Origin of the sequence: Leuconostoc sp. BM2 (assembly GCF_002095565.1) — a bacterium.
GTDB classification, from domain to species: Bacteria; Bacillota; Bacilli; order Lactobacillales; family Lactobacillaceae; genus Leuconostoc; species Leuconostoc falkenbergense.
The window spans coordinates 50,240-67,892 of sequence record NZ_MOWQ01000001.1 but is presented as its reverse complement, the minus strand read 5'-3'; the positions used below and the strand labels follow the sequence as shown (position 1 = coordinate 67,892).

Sequence of the window (17,653 nt, the reverse complement as noted above, 5' to 3'; positions counted from 1 at the left end):
AGAAAGGAGGACACACATTGAGCTTATATGAATTTACAGACCTGACTGTTGGGACTTCGTCAGTTTCATTGCCAAGTGAATCTATCACGTTCAACGGTCATAAATTGGATAGTGAGTTAGTGGGCTATCAAACTCTCAACGTTGAGGGGCGGTCAAGCTTCACAAGGTCATTATCCACGGCTACTGGTTTGGCAGACGGCGACTTATTTTTATCATCACGGATAGAATCAAACAAAATTAGTGTGAAGTACATGGTTTCAGCTAAAACAAATAGCGGTTTCAATACCTTAAACGATACCTTAAACAAGTATCTACAAGGCAATGAAGTCGCTTTTAATTTTGCAGATGAACCTAATTACACAAGATATGGCACTGTAACTGCTAACAACTTGGATAATGCAGGTCAATTATCAACGACCGGTGTGTTTGAGATAACAATGTCAGATCCATACAAGTACGGCGCTACAAAGAGTGCGTCTGGTACAACGTCTATAACCGTTTCTGACACGTCTTTAAGCTTTGCACAAGGCTTTGACACTATTGTCTTAACCAATAGCTCAGACGTCTCTAAAATCGTTCTGACGGTTGATAGTTACACGTTGACATTAGTTGGCTCATTTAAAGCAGCTAATGTATACACAATCGACTACACAAAAAAGACGGTCACAGAATTTACACCAAGTACTAATGTTAAAAAGTCAGTTAATGCAACAATCGACATCAACAACAGCAATATTTTTGAAGCCAAGATTAAAAATGGCACGAAAATTGCTAGTACACAGGCAAGTTCAATTGTGTTGTCTTATCGGGTGAAAGCACTATGATTTATATTTTTGATAAAAAACAAGCAATTATAAAGGTGCTGACTAATGATGATTTCACGGCAGCACATCTAAACTTTAAAATTAACACGGCAACAACGTTTGAGTTCTCGCTACCTGCAAGCAAGGCGTTGCCAAGCGGTTCAAAGTATGTGGCGACACCGCACCCATTAAACGACAGCAAGTTTATTATGTTGCGTTTGACCGAACGTGTTGATAACACCGAAACAATCGACTATTCAGCCTATGAGTTGGCTTATCAAGAGCTGGCTACTGATGGTTATATTGAAGATAAGCGACCACGAAATCAGAGTGCATTAAATCTGATGAAAATTGCACTCGATGGTTCAAATTGGGAGCTTAACAACGTCAACGTTTCTGGCACAGCGACAACTAATTTCTATTACATTGACCGATTAAGCGCAATCAGCAAAGTTGTAGACCTGTTAGGCGGTGAGATTGTATTTTATATTGAGATACAAGGAAACGCCATCAGCGGTCGTTATATGGACTACCTAGCACGTCAGGGAGCAGATACATCAAAGGTATTTGCAAGTGGTTCAAACCTACTGACGGTTGAACGTCAAAGCGATACATCAAACATCTACACCGCTATCTTGCCACGCGGTAAGGGTAAAGAAATTGACAACGGAGACGCTGATACTCCAGACGGTTATGGTCGCAGAATTAACATTGCTGATGTTGAATGGAAGAGGTCAGCTGGTAAATCATTAGATAAGCCAAAAGGCTCAATCGTTCTATCAGACCCAGACGCTACGGCTGAATGGGGACAGATTAACGGTAATGCTAGGTTATTACTAAAAACGTATGATGATGTTGATGATGTCAATGTTTTAATCAATTCGGCATACAAAACTTTGCAATCGGTTAATCACCCACAAATTCAGTATTCGGCTACGGTTGCTGATGTTGGTGGGCTATCACTTGGCGACACAGTCTTAATCATGCACGGTGATAGAGATTTGAGCTATAAGACACGCGTGTTTGAGGTTAAGTATGACCTGTTATCACCAGACCAAACAGAGTTGTCGCTTGGTGATGATTTAAGTTCAAACAGCATCACTTCACAGATTAACAACTTGAATGCTGTTGCAGATACTACTAGTAGTCAAACGCAGTGGACGATTAACCAGATTGGTAGACCTAGCACAACGTTTGGTAACACAGAGCCTGCTAATCCCAAGGTTGGAGATGTATTTTTCAAAGAGTTGCCAGATGGTGGTACTGAAATATACCGTTGGAATGGTAATATATGGGAGTTACTCGCTTCACCGACCACCGCTGATGATATAGATAAAGCTGTTACCGACGCAGTCTCACAAGCCAAATCGCACATTGATGAAGTGAAGCAAGGTCTGTCAAGTGATATTGCAACAGCAAAGTCACAGGCAGCTTCACTAGCTAATGCAGCAGAGGCAAGCGCTAAGAGTGAAGCAGTATCTCAATTCAATCAAGCACAGAGAATCTTGTCTGATGCTAAAAAAGACTTAACAGACGGCATTGCTAAGGAAGCGTCAGAACGTAATGAAGCGGTAGCTCATGCTAATTCACAAGCACAAACTTATGCTAATCAAGCTAAGGCTGACGCACTAAACACAATAGCTAAAGAGGTCACGGACAGACAGAATGCAGTTAGTGCATTAGACACTAAAGCTCAAGGTTACGTTAATACAGCTAAAAGTGATATTAGTGACACGATTAACGCACTTAGTGTTGGAGGTAGAAACCTACTATTAAACTCAAAACTTTTATCATGGGTTGTAGGTAACAATGCAGCTGCAACGTCAACCAAAGTTTCCTATGATAGCACCACTAATATGTGGCATATAACATCACCTAAAGGCAGTTCAGTCTCCGCTGGTATATATTTTTCACAAACTAATAACCTCAGTAATTTAATTACAAAAGGACAACAATGGGCGTTTAGTTTTGATATCAAAGGAACTGGTGTCTATAGTCATTTCGGAATTGAGTGGTCATCGCCATTTAATAATCCCTCTGGAAACGTTCCAACAGATTGGACTAGAGTTTCATCGACAGGAACAGCTATTGGAACTGGAACGAAAGTAATTATCGTTTACTTTAATAGTGTTGACGTTGCTTTAGATGTATATATTAAATTACCTAAGTTAGAAACAGGTACCATACCGACTGATTGGACGCCTGCTCCTGAAGATGTTGTGCTAGACTACACAACTAAAGATAACAAAATTAAAGAAACCATCACACAGTATCAGGAAAATATCAATGGCCATGTTTCTAAATTACAAACAACCGCACAAACCGCAGTTGATGGTCTGAAAACAAAGATATCACAGACAGATTTTAACCAAAAGACTGGTGAATTATCATCAAAAATAAATGAAGCTAAAGATACTGTTGATAAGTCTTTACGCACCATTGCTGACATAAAAACAGATAATGAAAAACAAGACACTAGAATGTCTGAAATAGAACACACTGCAGAGGGGGTTAAATCTACTGTTAGTGACCTTAGCACCGCACAAGAGAAACAGTCTGGGAACATTAGTACACTAAAACAGAGAGCCGATGGTTTTGAGGCTACCGTTACTAAGGTTGATAATCTTGCTGTCGGTGGTAGAAACCTATTGCTAGGAACTAGTGATTGGACGGATAACACTAGATGGAATCAACGAGGTACAGTAACCAAAGATGTGTACAGGGGAATGGTTATTGCTTCGACAGGTGGTGCATGGTCTAGCCCAGTCTATATGATGCAAAATGCAGGGATATTACAAGTTGGAAAGACGTATACATTCTCTACCTACGTTAGAAATACCTCTGATACAGACACTAATGTAGCCCCATACTATGAAGGTGGAATTGTGACACCTATTTACACGCCTACACCGTTGCCACCCCATACAGATTGGATTAGAGTATCAATAACGTTCAAGTGTGTGAAAGACCCAACAACAAGTATAAAGACTTTGCGTTGGGAGGGGCAAAATGCCTTAACAAATGGATTTATCCAATTTGCTGGTTATAAGCTAGAAGAAGGCAATACAGCAACAGATTGGACGCCAGCTCCAGAAGATGTTCAATCTGACATCGCACAAGTGAAAGTAACCGCAGACAACATATCTAAATTTGTGCGTGATCCAAGCGGTAACATCTCGTATGACTTCCAAACAGCTTTGAGCAAAACGTCTATCATCACAGGTAGCACGTTAGCTTCAAGTATTCAGACACAGACGGCGACACAGATAAGGTCAGCACTGACTGACAACAATGGCAAGATTATTAGTTTAATCAATCAGGATAGTTCTGGTGTTCAAATTGCTGGTAAGAATTTAGATATCACAGCCGATACAACAGTTGACGGTAAGTTTTGGGCTAAGCAGGTCAACGCTGTTAAAGTCAACGCCACGAATATAACTGTTGGGACGTTGAATGGTAACCAAGTTAATATCACTAACATCAACGCTAATAACATTGTATCTGGTGCTATTTCTGGTGCTAACTTGAACATCAATCTTAATACAGGTTCAGTTGTGTTCCAGAAAGGTAGAATTAACAGCTCTGATTACACGACAGACATTAATATCGACCAAGGATATATATCGACAGCCAATGGCGATACTAGAGCGTTGTTGGCACAAGGTAAATTGCAATTAATTGCTCCAACTTTGTTTAATCCACAAACTGATCCTTATTTAGAAATATCGAATAACAGTGATATGTTCAATGGAATGTCAGCGCTGATTAAAGCAAGAACTTCTTTGACGCTTTCTATCAATGGGTATCAAAACAGAGGCAATGATACACCGCTGTCTACTGAAAAATTTGTTGGAGTAAGTATAGGTAGAAATAACAGCACGAACAATAAATTAATCCCCACTAAAATAGGCGGAGCGGAACAAGGAGTCGTTATTTCAGGGGGAGCAAATTTTACTATGAATGGTATAGGATCAGCTCCGTATATATATGTTGGTTCAGATTCATACGGCGCCAAACCAAATGGTGATAGAATCTTTGTTAACGCTAGTTATTTTCATTCAATGCCAACATATAACAGAACTAGTTCTCGTTCAGCTAACGTGGTAGTAGCAGCAGACGGTGCATTAGTTAGATCATCATCAGCGCGCAAGTACAAGCTGGATATCAAAAATAATATCCCAATAGCTGATTCATTAAAATTGATTGAAGTACCGCTATCAACTTGGATAGATAAACATGAACACGAGGAAAACGGTTCTAACGAACGTTACTTTGGTATGATTGCTGAAGATTTACGTGATGCTAGGTTAGAATACCTAGTTCAGTATGGTGATGATAACGAAGTTGAGGGAATTAACTATGACCGTGTTGCTTTATTGTTGATACCGTTAGTCAAAGAATTGAAAGAACGCATTGAAGAATTAGAAAGTGAAGGTAAATAAAATGAAACCAGATATTAATTCAGTAGTCCAAACGCTGCTACAAGAAAATGCTAACTTGACTTTGCAAGTGGCACAATACAAGTCACTTGTTGAGCAATACGAGAATCAAGCTAAAGAAGAGGAGAAATAATCATGAATATGACAGTTGGAGATTTACAATTTAGTTTCGTTGGCGGTAAGTTGACATTGAAGTACGCATCAGTTTCATTTAATGCGGGCACGTTCCCAAACAGCTTGAATGGTAATTTACAGGTGACGCCAGAAGACGGTATTAGTTTGACATCATCAGAAACTGACATCAAAGCAGCAGCTAAGAAGAAAATTCAAGCGCTTATCGCAGATGCTCCGGCGAAAACAACGGAGGTATAATATGGAATTTCCACATGATTTGTTGGGTTGGCTAAGTGTGGGGTCTATTCTTCTGGGTGGTTTGTGGTGGGTATTGAAAAATACTATTGTCAACGCAATATTTGGTTTAAGAAATGACATTGCAGGCTTGAAAGTTGAATTGCGAAAGTTTAATTCAATTACTGACAATCACGAGATCCGATTGACAAAACTAGAAACGTGGAAACACGATAAATGGGAGGAATGAAAATTGAATAAATTAAAACGATTGGTGATTGCTTCAATTGGAGCAGTTGCCTTTTTAGTTGCCACGATTTCAGGTGTATCAGCCAATACGTTGGGTATTGACGTTGCTAGTTATCAAGGCACAACCACAAGCTATTTCAGCCAGTTTAAGAGTTATGGTGATAACTTCACTATGGTTAAGCTAGGCGGACGTGGCGGTGGCGAGGGTAGCCATTATGTGAATCCTAAAGCCTACGCACAAATTCATAACGCTGATGCCGTTGGTATGCAAACTGGTGGCTATTTCTGGGGTGAATTTGGTGATTCAGTTAGTGAAGCGAGTTATCACGCACAACTAGCTGTACAAGACGCACAAAACGCAGGATTAGCTAAGGGCAGTTACATTGCACTGGATTATGAAGCGGGTGCGGGTGCTAACAAGGCTAACAACACCTCAGCTATTTTGACGTTCATGGATCAGATTTACGCTGCTGGTTATAAGCCGATGCTGTACTCTGGTTACTACTACATGAATGCTAAAGTTGACTTATCAAGAGTGAATGCACGTTATCCTAACGCTTTGTGGGTAGCTTGGTATCTAACTACTGCTAATCAAGCAACACCACCTATGCAATACTTCCCAAATATGAGCAACGTCAAGATGTGGCAGTATGCAGATAATCATTTTGGTGTTGATGGTAATGTCATGGTGGTTGGTTCATTGGATAACGATAAGCCAGCCGAGCAAACAGCTTCAAAGCCATCACAATCGACTAACACACCAAGCACACCAGCAAAGACACGATATGCAACCTTTAGTGGTGTCTACGTAGCTGATTACTGGACTAAGTACAATAACAAAACGTATGGTGTCAACATTGATATGAGTATTCCAGTGATTGATTACAACAACTATATTCCTATTTCAGCCATGACTTTGACTGATAAATACGGCAACAAGTTGAGTAATCAATATATTCAAGGTAACAACGGACGTATGGAATACTTTACTTTGAACGGTAAGTACAAGGTCATTTCACAAACAGCGACAACTATCAATGTTGAAATCGGTGGTGAGCCAGTCTCAATGATGAAGTCGTTTGCAACAATCAAATAAGGAGGGCTTATGGCTAAAACGTTAACACTAGATGTGACTAGTTTTAAGTTCGCAGATAATGAGACAGACCTAAGGTTTAGAGCATTACAAAACGGTGTGATTGTCAGCGACAATGATTTATCAGCCGCTATCAAAATTAAGCAAGTTGATGTCGGCTACCTCAAAAGTGTTTCAGCAAAATGGGTTGATAAACATATTGTTATTAGTTCTGGTGATTTGAGTGACTTGCCTGTTGGTAGTTACTTAGTAGAGTTGTGGTTAAGCAATTCAAACGGTTATGAGATTTATCCCGATTCTGGGTTCATCAAGTTGTACATCAATCAAAACGCTACCGGTATCTCTGGTAACTTGATTTCATCAATTACTTTAGGTGAATTTCAGCAACAGTTTAGTGACTTGGCCAAAAAACTCATGGATAACTTACCAGAGGGAAAAGTTGGCCCGAAAGGTGACAAGGGTGAGCAAGGTAAACAGGGTATACAAGGCGTTCAGGGTGTTCAAGGTGAACAGGGTAAACAAGGTATACAAGGTATTCAGGGAGTAGCTGGTAAAGATTTCTCGATTGCAGAAACGTTTCCGAGTGTTGCGTCAATGCGGGGTGACCATTTAACAAAGGGAGACTTTGTTATTATTTCATCAACTGTTGAAGACCCAGACAACGCAAAACTATATCTGTGGAACGGTACAGGGTTTACTTTTGTTACTGATATGTCAGGTGCTACCGGTATCAAAGGAGACACTGGTGAACAGGGTATACAAGGTAAACAAGGTGACAAGGGTGAGCAAGGTAAACAGGGTATACAAGGCATTCAGGGTGGAACAGGACCCGCTGGTAAAGACGCTGTCATAAACGTTGTTACGCAAGCAGAATACGATAAACTACCTGATAAAACTGGCGTTTACTTTATAGGAGGTTGATATGGCAACTATAAATGGCAAGGCGCTTGTCAGGGACGGTAAACCACTTGATAGAGTGTATTCAAATGGGGTGCTGGTTTATGGTAGAAACTTATTACTAAACTCAAAAACTTTATCATGGGGTGTAACTAGTAATGGCTATGCAACGTCAACCAAAGTTTCCTATGATAGCACCACTAATATGTGGCATATAACATCACCTAAAGGCAGTTCAGTCTCCGCTGGTATATATTTTTCACAAACTAATAACCTCAGTAATTTAATTACAAAAGGACAACAATGGGCGTTTAGTTTTGATATCAAAGGAACTGGTGTCTATAGTCATTTCGGAATTGAGTGGTCATCGCCATTTAATAATCCCTCTGGAAACGTTCCAACAGATTGGACTAGAGTTTCATCGACAGGAACAGCTATTGGAACTGGAACGAAAGTAATTATCGTTTACTTTAATAGTGTTGACGTTGCTTTAGATGTATATATTAAATTACCTAAGTTAGAAACAGGTACCATACCGACTGATTGGACGCCAGCACCAGAAGATTATATTTAAAGGAGATCACATGCAAGTAAATAGTATTTCAGATGTTATTATCGCAATCGCTTTGGCAGCTATTCCAATCATTGGTGGTTGGATTGGTAAAGTCATTACTGGTAATAGCAAGGCTGCAACGTTGATTAACGTTCTATCACCATTAGCAAAGGCTGCAATCGTAGCCATGCAAAAGTTAGGTGTGACGCAATATTTAGAGGGCGAAGCGAAGAAGTCTGGCGCGGTTGATATCGTCAAACAAGCGTTATCAGCGCTAGGGTTATCAGACACCGATGAAGCAATAATCAAGAACGCTATTGAAAAAGAATACGCTGTATTGATTAATGAGTTGAATCAGACGTACCCACAGATGACGGCTGAACAAGCTAAGGTAAAAGAACAAACAGAACAACAGCAAAGCGAATTGACTAAAGCTGATGAGTTAGCCAAAGCACAACAGGCATTAGCTGACGCACAAGCAAAGGTTAACGCCTTACAAAATTGAATATAATAAAAACCGCCCGACTGGATTATTTCTGGTTGGGCGGTTTTTTATTAACAATATATATACTAATAGTAATAAAACACTGTAAAAAACAAACATTATGATATATAATGGGGATTGAATAAAAAGGAGAAAGGTTATGTACACAGCAAATCAGGTTGCAGATTGGATTCTAACTCGTTATTCAGCCAAAATGGATATAGATGATGGAATTGATCCAATGACTCAAATGAAACTACATAAACTTTTGTACTATGTACAAGGCACATTTTTAGCCATTCACGGCAAGCCGTTGTTTAATGATGAAATTTTGCATTGGAAACACGGTCCGGTTGTTAGATCTATATTTGATAGATTTAAAGGCGAAAAAGTTATTGGTCAAGAAATAACTGATAATGAACGAGCAAATTATTCAAAACTTGATGGCGATACTTATGCCAAAGAGGTTTTGGATGCTGTTTTTGATAACTATTCAGATTATTCTGCCGCACAACTAAGAAATATGACACACCATGAAACACCTTGGATGGAAACATCACACAACGATGTTATCTCACCGAAATCAATAGAGAGTTATTTTCAGACGGAAATTGTAGAAGCGTAAAGAATAATGTCTAAAATCAAATTTAACAGTCCTGATAAGACTAAAGCGCCAACCTTGAAAATGCAGTCTATATATGAAAAAAATCAACACGCGCTACGCTTGTCATTTAATTTTTCATTTTTAACTAAAAATAATGATTACAATTTAAACTCTTCAACATTCACGGGCGAGATAGCAAAAATACTATTTAACAGAATATCATCCTTATCTCAGCACGATGTTATGAGTGCCACTGCTTTAGGCAAGAGATTAGGGCTCGAACTCGTTAAAAAATTTGGTGGTAGAGATAAAATCGGGTTGTTAAAATTACATGAAAAGTTTGGGGAAGAACGTACAAATTTATGCAACGAAGGATATTGGATCTTCAGATTATGTCCCAACAATAATCCATACGAATCAAGAGTTTTAGGGAAAATCATTGATCATACATTTTACATCATGTTTATAGATTGTGAGCATGTTTTGTATGCCAAAAGGAAATAATTTGCCCTCAACCCGCACAAGTGATACCATTAAATAGCCCAACAAACACGGTCGTAAGTATACAATTTGTTTGTTGGGTTTTAATTTACACAGCAATCAAATAGGGGTAGAATAAACGTAGCTCAACAATCGATTTCATGAACTATGGAGTGCTTCCGTTATGATATCGTTTTCAGATTGTTGGGTTTTTGTTTGCTATATATTAATAAGTGGTTTACAATTGTAATCGTAATCTTCCCTATAAGATTACACCCCCAAACGCGTTCAGTCAGTGTAAAAGCTGGCTGTTTTTTTGTTGCGATCAGAATCGAAAACACCGACTAGAAATTAATCTGGGCGGCGTTTTTTATTTGGGGAAAATTTGGGGACATGACAGCATATTTTAGTGAGTTTTATAGGTTGTTAATACAATAATAAGTCCGGTATAAGTGCATATTAGAATTTTTAATTCATATATGGTAGTTACTGACAAATAATTAAATGATAGCAGTTACTCAAAACAGGGTAGCACCTGTTTTTTTTGTGAATCAAATTAGTGCTGATTTTTGTAACGAAGATGATATGATAAACGTATGAAAAATAAATTTGAAAAATTCATTATTATTTTGGGTTTAAACTTGATTTTACTGATCTCCTTAACTCAAATTGTGTCATTGACAAGGCAGACTTTAACAGCCTTAATTTTTATCGTGATTTTGATTTCAATTATTGAAGCTTGGCTTTCTCAACTGTGGGAAATGAGTGATGCAACTGAACTAGCTGTCATGAAGAAGCGGATGGAAGACACGTTGGCTGGCGAGACACCGAGGGGGGTATTAGCATCACCTGAATCACCTTATTATGATTTATTGCAATCTTTTAATGCATTACAGACGTATGTTCGGCACTCTCAATATGATAATAAACGTGATGTTGGCAACTACCAAACGTTACTCACTAGTTTACCTGTTGGCGTGATAAATGTTGATCGACATCATACGATTGATGTTTTTAATCAAAAAGCTGCTGATCTGTTGGGGGTATCTTTACCAAAATTACCCATTTCAGAAAATTTGATAATTCGTCAATTTACATTGTCTGAGTTAATTAGCCAAACTTTTAATACACAATCAAAGCAACAATCAATTCTAAACCTAACAATCAATGGTGAAACGCGGCAATACGATGCTAGCACACTATATCATCAATCTGGCGCTGAGGGTGAAGTCATGATTATGCTTTACGATTTGACGAGTGTTTTGCAAATTGAGCGCATGCAGGCTGACTTTTTGGCCAATGCCTCGCATGAATTTAAAACACCGTTGACTGCGATTACAGGATTTGTTGAAACATTGCAAGGACCCGCGGGTGACGATCCAAAAACACGTGCTCAATTTTTGACTATCGTAGCAAATGAGTCACAACGCCTCTCTGATTTAGTAAATGATATTTTGTCGCTGTCGCGTCTTAAACATAAAGCAGATGGGGAAGTTTCAATTATTAAAGTGTCTGAAATCGTCAATCAGCAGATTCAAAAAATTAATAGTCAACGTGTCACAATTCACAATGATGTGGATGATCAGCTTGAAGTTGTCGGTGTTGCAGAGGATGCAACAACGATTATTCAAAATTTATTGACCAATGCAGTCAAGTACAATGTTGAAAATGGCGAAGTATGGGTTTCGGCTAAAAAAGATAACTCACAGTGGTCTTTGAATGTTCGCGATTCGGGAATTGGTATTCCTTTGAGTCAACAATCACGTATTTTTGAACGATTTTACCGAGGAGATGAATCTAGACAACGAAAAATTGCTAGTGGAACCGGTTTAGGATTAGCAATTGTTAATGAAATTGTGACAAAACATAATGGTCGTCTGCAAGTCAAATCCCAAGTAGGTGTTGGTACGAGTATTACATTGACATTGCCTTTGTAAAGAAGATATCGTGAAAATCTTCTTTTTTTGTATCTAAAAAATTATAGGAAGTATAAATAGCGACGGTAATCCGAAAAAGGGAACAAACAGCCTCAATAATTCGATTTTCTTTACACAAACTTTACAAAAAGGCGTTCTGATTTTTACACAAGTTTAAGATAATTAAAACGTAGTAGTAAATCTTGGGAGGCATTAACATGTCGAAATCACATCGCGGCGCGGTTATATCTTCAATCGTTGTCGTGGCTATTGTTGCAGCACTTGGAACGGCCTATGCCACACGTGACAAAAGCGCATCTGGCACTTCAATCACGGCTGTTGGATCAACTGCGCTTCAACCATTGGTTGAAGCGGCGGGCGAAGAATATGCTAAAGAAAATCTTGGTATATTTATTAACGTTCAAGGCGGCGGTACGGGAACAGGGCTCAGCCAAGTTTCACAAGGCGCCGTAGATTTAGGCAATTCAGATGTGTTTGCTGAAGAAAAAGAAGGCATTAAAGCCAGTCAGTTAGTAGATCATCGAGTTGCTGTTGTGGGTATTGCACCTTTGTTAAATAAAGACAACGGTGTTAAAAACCTATCCACAGCGCAATTAAAAGCTATTTTTACAGGTAAAATAACGAAATGGCAAGAAGTGGGTGGTAAAAACCTTGACATTGTCATTATCAATCGTGCAACTGGTTCTGGTACAAGGGCGACTTTTGAAAAATGGGCCTTAGGTGGTGCTGAAAGTATTTCAGCTCAGGAGCAAGACTCATCAGGTATGGTACGCTCAATTGTGGCGACAACGCCAGGCGCAATTTCTTATGCTGCTTTTGGTTACATCGACTCGTCTGTTGTGGCTGCTAGTGTTAACGGCATAAAACCTAATAATCAAAATGTTGCCACTGGCAAATACGCCATTTGGTCATATGAGCATGTTTACACTAAGGGGAGACCCAATGCTCAAGTTGGTAAATTTTTAAAGTATCTCACATCAACAAAAATTCAATCTACTTTAGTGCCAAAGTTGGGCTATATTTCAATTCATGACATGAAAATTAGTCGTAGTGTTAATGGTCAAGTGGTTGAAAAATAAACGTGTTCGTTGTTGACGCTAATTGGCGCAACAACACTCACCGTGGAGAAAACATGGATAATATCACAAAAAAACTAATGCAACGCTCTGAATCAACTCGAAAAGATACTATTGGTCGTGCAATCAGCATGACAGCATTGATCTTGATTGCAATCGTTGTTGTTTCAATTTTCGTTTTTGTTTTGAGTCGTGGCTTGTCAACTTTTTATAAAGATGGTGTCAATGTGAAATATTTCTTATTTGGCACAACATGGAATCCTTCTGTAACTGATCCCGCAACAAAAAAGCCTTATATTGGCGCTTTGCCAATGATTTTGGGCTCGTTTTTAGTAACATTCTTGTCTGCCATTGTCGCAACACCATTTGCAATTGGTACTGCTTTGTTCATGACTGAAATTGCACAAAAGCGCGGCGCCAAAATTATGCAACCTATTGTCGAATTGTTGGTTGGTATTCCATCAGTTGTTTATGGGTTTATTGGTTTAACAGTTGTTGTACCAGTTATAAGAACAATTGCTGGCGGTTCAGGATTTGGTATTTTATCAGGTACAATTGTACTTTTCGTTATGATTTTGCCCACTATTACTTCGATGACCGTCGACACATTAAAATCTGTGCCACGTCATTATCGCGAGTCTGCTCTAGCAATTGGTGCTACGCGTTGGCAAATGATTTACAAGGTTGTTTTGCGCGCCGCAACACCTGGTATCCTAACAGCAATTGTGTTTGGAATGGCTCGAGCGTTTGGTGAAGCTTTGGCGGTCCAAATGGTCATTGGAAACGCAGCGTTGATGCCACATAGTTTGACGACTCCTGCCTCAACATTAACTTCTGTCTTGACGATGGGAATTGGTAATACTGTCATGGGATCATTACAGAATGATGTATTATGGACGTTGGCAATGATTTTGTTAATCATGTCATTGGTATTTAACTTAATTGTGCGTGCAATTGGACGTAGAGGAGCGATGAAGTAATGAAAGCAAAAACTGCTGATAAGATAGCTACTGGTTTTATTTACGCCATTTCTGGTATTGTCGCATTAATTTTGTTTGCGATGCTGTCGTTTATCCTTGTAAGAGGTGTACCACATCTTTCATGGCACTTTCTAACCTCACCTGCCCGTGCTTTTGAGGCAGGTGGCGGTGTTGGAGTACAACTCTTCAACTCATTTTATTTATTGATTTTGGCTATGGTAATTAGCTTTCCAATCGCATTGGGGGCAGCAATTTACTTAAATGAATATGCTAAGAAAAATTATTTTACAGCGATTGTTCGCACGGCAATTGAAATTCTAAGTTCATTACCATCTGTTGTTGTTGGTTTGTTTGGATTCCTGTTGTTTGTTGTTCAATTTAAATTAGGATTTTCGATTTTGTCTGGTGCCATTGCGCTAACTTTGTTCAACTTACCATTGCTGACACGTTCGATTGAGACGAGTTTGGCGCAAATTCCAGATTTACAACGTGAAGCAGGATCTGCATTGGGATTATCACGTTGGGAAACAGTCTTACACGTGATTTTACCCGCGGCTGTGCCTTCAATTGTAACAGGAGTTGTGTTGTCAGCTGGGCGTGTGTTTGGTGAAGCTGCCGCACTAATCTACACAGCTGGACAATCTGCACCAGCTTTAAATTTTGGTGATTGGAATCCGTTTAATATTTCAAGTCCCTTGAACCCAATGCGCCCAGCAGAAACTTTAGCGGTTCATATTTGGAAAATTAATTCTGAAGGCATTATGCCCGATGTCAACGCTGTATCTGCTGGTGCATCAGCAGTATTAATTATTGTTGTATTACTGTTCAACTTTAGTGCTCGTAAATTAGGTATGAAGTTGTATAAGAAATTAACTAGTTCGTGAGGCGACTATGACAAATCCTAACTTTGAATTTAAACCTGCCAGCGATTTTATTAGAGAAGACGCTCCTGAACGTTATATCTATAATATGGACGCTGACAAGCATGAAATTGCGATTTCTACGCATGATTTGCAAGTGTTTTACGGGGATAATCTTGCTTTGAGCGAAGGTGATTTGGAATTTGAGCGCTATAAGATTACCAGCCTTATTGGTGCATCGGGTTCTGGTAAATCAACATTTTTAAGATCTTTGAACCGTATGAATGATGATGTTGCCACCGTTAATGGTCAAATTATGTATCGTGGTGTTGACATTAACACTAAGAATATTGATGTTTATGAGATGCGCCGCCATATTGGCATGGTTTTTCAACGGCCTAATCCGTTTGCAAAATCAATCTATGACAACATTACTTTTGCGTTAACGCAACGCGGCAACTACACAAAAGAACAGTTGGACGAAATAGTTGAAACCAGTTTAAAACAAGCAGCATTGTGGGATCAGGTTAAAGATGAATTAAATAAATCAGCTTTAGCTTTGTCCGGTGGGCAGGCACAAAGATTAGTTATTGCACGTGCTTTGGCACTGAAGCCCGATATTCTTTTGTTGGATGAACCTTCAAGTGCATTGGATCCAATTTCTTCAGCTCAGGTCGAAGACACGCTGATTGAATTAAAGAATCAATACACAATCATTATTGTGACACATAACATGCAACAGGCTGCCCGTATTAGTGATTACACGGCTTTCTTCCATTTAGGTAAGGTCATTGAGTATGACTTAACGCGTAAAATATTTACAAGACCTAAAGTCGCTTTGACAAATGATTATATATCAGGTAATTTCGGATGACAGACAAACAAGAAAAAACAATTTTATCGACACGTGATGTTCGTCTTTGGTATGGTCAAAAAGAAGCCTTGCATGGTATTGACTTGGACTTTCCAAACAAGGGTATCACAGCTCTAATTGGTCCTTCTGGTTCAGGAAAAACCACATATTTACGCGCATTAAATCGGATGCACGATTTGGAAGATGGTGTGACTGTAACAGGTTCATTTAATTTTAATGGTACTGATATATATGCACCAACGACTGATACAGTTGATTTGCGCAAGCAAATTGGTATGGTTTTCCAGCAACCAAATCCATTTCCTTTCTCAATCTATGAAAACGTTATTTTTGGATTGCGTTTAGATGGCGTTAAAGATAAAGCGATATTGGATGAAGCAGTGGAACGTTCACTAAAGCAAGCTTCAGTTTGGGATGAAGTCAAAGATGACTTGCACAAATCAGCATTAGGCTTATCCGGTGGTCAACAGCAGCGTGTCTCAATTGCGCGTGTATTGGCAATGTCACCAGATTTGCTTTTACTTGATGAACCCACTTCAGCACTTGATCCCATTTCGAGTCGTAATATCGAGGAGACATTGTTGAAATTAAGAGAAGATTATGCCATGATTATTGTGACACATTCAATGTCACAAGCTTCAAGAATTTCTGATCGAACCGCTTTCTTCTTGAGTGGTGATCTGATTGAAGTTGATCAGACGAAGCACATTTTTCTTAATCCCCAAAAGCAAGAAACACAAGATTATGTTTCTGGACGTTTTGGTTAGTTGAAACCAAAAGTCATATTGCAAGACCACATTACACAAAGTCATGGAGGAGTTTGTTATGCGTCGATTATTTGATGAAGAATTAGCAGATTTAGATAGCTCATTTACAGAAATGGGTATGCTAGTGTCTCAAACTATTCAAAAAGCTGTTCAGTCATTTGTGGATCATGACCGCGAGGGTGCGCGTCAAATTTTAGAAAATGATCATCAAATCAATGAACGAGAAGCTGCCATTGAAAAGAAAACGTTTGAGATGATTGCACTATATCAACCTGTCACCACAGATTTGCGTGAAATTGTCACAATTTTAAAGGCTGTTTCAGTTTTGGAACGAATGGGAGATCAGGCGCGCAATATTGCTAACTCAACTATTCGTGTTAAAGGGACAAAGCATATTGCTAGCATTGAGCAAGAACTTGGTGTTATAGGTGAAATGGTAGCTAACATGGTTTCTCAGGTTATGGAATACTATGTTAAAAATGACGCCCTTGGCGCTGAATCAATAGCTGAAGCTAACCATAAGTTGTCACAAAGTGCTGCTAAAGTCAGAACCGATTCAGTAAACGGTATGAAAGAAAATGCTGATTTAGTTGATTCAGCGGCTGATTATTTGGTGATTGCTGGCTATTTGAAGCGTATTGGTGATTACACAACCGATATTGCGGAATGGATTGTCTACAAGCGCACTGGTAAGATTATCGAATTGAATCCAGGTTACAATTTCTTTATTTAACAGTCAAGCGTCTGTAAGGCGCTTTTTTTTATAGTCTACATTTGGTATAATTGTTATGTGAAAGTGTTATTGTATCAATATAGTAACCGTTTTCATAGAAAATCTTACGGGGGTTTCGATGCGCTTTATTGTTCGATTAGCAACAAACATGTTGAGCTTTTTGGTTTTATCAATGATATTCACTTCTGGATTTCGAGTTGATAATTGGGTTTCGGCATTGTTTGCAGCGTTTGTATTATCAATACTAAACGCTATCATTAAGCCAATTCTGACAGTTCTAACGTTACCGTTAACTATTATAACGTTTGGTTTTTTTGCCATCGTTGTTAACGCGTTCCTCCTTGAAATAACGGCTGATGTTGTTGGTGGATTCGAATTTACCAGTTTCGGGTGGGCAATGCTGATTGCTTTCATCTTATCAATTATCAACACAATTTTAACCAATGATTTGCATGTGCAAGTAGAAAGAAATTAAA

19 protein-coding genes are annotated in these 17,653 nt (G+C 38.9%); all 19 read left to right on the top strand.

The features are described from left to right. Positions 1 to 17 precede the first annotated feature (17 nt). Entirely contained in the window at positions 18 to 824 is an 807-nt protein-coding gene (locus tag BMG01_RS00340) for a distal tail protein Dit (RefSeq protein ID WP_004912517.1), read from the top strand. Beyond that, positions 821 to 5,245: a phage tail spike protein gene (locus tag BMG01_RS00335; protein ID WP_084013383.1), complete on the top strand. Its 4,425-nt coding sequence runs from the start codon at positions 821 to 823 to the stop codon at positions 5,243 to 5,245. The genes BMG01_RS00340 and BMG01_RS00335 overlap by 4 nt, the downstream gene beginning before the upstream one ends. Before the next feature lies 1 nt (position 5,246). After that, entirely contained in the window at positions 5,247 to 5,375 is a 129-nt protein-coding gene (locus BMG01_RS11555; protein WP_255372409.1) for a hypothetical protein, read from the top strand. Between the two features lie 2 nt (positions 5,376 to 5,377). Next, positions 5,378 to 5,614, top strand: coding sequence for a hypothetical protein (locus BMG01_RS00330; RefSeq protein ID WP_004913254.1), 237 nt, complete (start codon positions 5,378 to 5,380; stop codon positions 5,612 to 5,614). Position 5,615: 1 nt separating this feature from the next. After that, positions 5,616 to 5,840 carry a hypothetical protein gene (locus tag BMG01_RS00325; RefSeq protein ID WP_004913255.1) on the top strand — a complete coding sequence of 75 codons (225 nt, stop codon included), beginning with the start codon at positions 5,616 to 5,618 and terminating at the stop codon, positions 5,838 to 5,840. Between the two features lie 3 nt (positions 5,841 to 5,843). Continuing rightward, positions 5,844 to 6,935 carry a GH25 family lysozyme gene (locus BMG01_RS00320; protein ID WP_084013382.1) on the top strand — a complete coding sequence of 364 codons (1,092 nt, stop codon included), beginning with the start codon at positions 5,844 to 5,846 and terminating at the stop codon, positions 6,933 to 6,935. A gap of 9 nt (positions 6,936 to 6,944) precedes the next feature. Continuing rightward, positions 6,945 to 7,853, top strand: a complete 909-nt coding sequence (locus tag BMG01_RS00315; RefSeq protein ID WP_084013381.1) for a collagen-like protein — start codon at positions 6,945 to 6,947, stop codon at positions 7,851 to 7,853. Position 7,854: 1 nt separating this feature from the next. After that, positions 7,855 to 8,403: a hypothetical protein gene (locus BMG01_RS00310; RefSeq protein WP_084013380.1), complete on the top strand. Its 549-nt coding sequence runs from the start codon at positions 7,855 to 7,857 to the stop codon at positions 8,401 to 8,403. Positions 8,404 to 8,413: 10 nt separating this feature from the next. After that, complete coding sequence (locus BMG01_RS00305) at positions 8,414 to 8,887, top strand: holin (RefSeq protein ID WP_084013379.1); 474 nt, start codon at positions 8,414 to 8,416, stop codon at positions 8,885 to 8,887. Between the two features lie 139 nt (positions 8,888 to 9,026). Continuing rightward, positions 9,027 to 9,491 carry a Panacea domain-containing protein gene (locus tag BMG01_RS00300; protein WP_004913265.1) on the top strand — a complete coding sequence of 155 codons (465 nt, stop codon included), beginning with the start codon at positions 9,027 to 9,029 and terminating at the stop codon, positions 9,489 to 9,491. Between the two features lie 6 nt (positions 9,492 to 9,497). Further along, positions 9,498 to 9,974, top strand: a complete 477-nt coding sequence (locus tag BMG01_RS00295; protein WP_036066859.1) for a hypothetical protein — start codon at positions 9,498 to 9,500, stop codon at positions 9,972 to 9,974. Between the two features lie 572 nt (positions 9,975 to 10,546). Further along, complete coding sequence (locus BMG01_RS00290; RefSeq protein WP_004913267.1) at positions 10,547 to 11,887, top strand: cell wall metabolism sensor histidine kinase WalK; 1,341 nt, start codon at positions 10,547 to 10,549, stop codon at positions 11,885 to 11,887. Between the two features lie 197 nt (positions 11,888 to 12,084). Next, a complete protein-coding gene (locus tag BMG01_RS00285; protein ID WP_036067717.1) occupies positions 12,085 to 12,966 on the top strand; it encodes a phosphate ABC transporter substrate-binding protein PstS family protein in 882 nt (293 codons plus the stop codon). 53 nt (positions 12,967 to 13,019) lie between these two features. Next, positions 13,020 to 13,943, top strand: coding sequence for a phosphate ABC transporter permease subunit PstC (gene pstC, locus BMG01_RS00280; protein ID WP_004913273.1), 924 nt, complete (start codon positions 13,020 to 13,022; stop codon positions 13,941 to 13,943). Further along, positions 13,943 to 14,827, top strand: coding sequence for a phosphate ABC transporter permease PstA (gene pstA / locus BMG01_RS00275; RefSeq protein ID WP_004913276.1), 885 nt, complete (start codon positions 13,943 to 13,945; stop codon positions 14,825 to 14,827). The genes pstC and pstA overlap by 1 nt, the downstream gene beginning before the upstream one ends. Before the next feature lie 7 nt (positions 14,828 to 14,834). Further along, entirely contained in the window at positions 14,835 to 15,677 is an 843-nt protein-coding gene (gene pstB / locus BMG01_RS00270; RefSeq protein WP_004913279.1) for a phosphate ABC transporter ATP-binding protein PstB, read from the top strand. Next, complete coding sequence (pstB, locus tag BMG01_RS00265) at positions 15,674 to 16,444, top strand: phosphate ABC transporter ATP-binding protein PstB (protein ID WP_004913281.1); 771 nt, start codon at positions 15,674 to 15,676, stop codon at positions 16,442 to 16,444. Before pstB (BMG01_RS00270) ends, pstB (BMG01_RS00265) begins: the two co-directional genes overlap by 4 nt. Positions 16,445 to 16,502: 58 nt before the next feature. Continuing rightward, positions 16,503 to 17,177 (top strand): phosphate signaling complex protein PhoU, encoded by a 675-nt coding sequence (gene phoU / locus BMG01_RS00260; RefSeq protein ID WP_004913284.1) that lies wholly within the window; start codon positions 16,503 to 16,505, stop codon positions 17,175 to 17,177. Between the two features lie 118 nt (positions 17,178 to 17,295). After that, positions 17,296 to 17,652: a phage holin family protein gene (locus tag BMG01_RS00255; protein ID WP_004913287.1), complete on the top strand. Its 357-nt coding sequence runs from the start codon at positions 17,296 to 17,298 to the stop codon at positions 17,650 to 17,652. The last annotated feature ends 1 nt before the right edge of the window (position 17,653 follow it).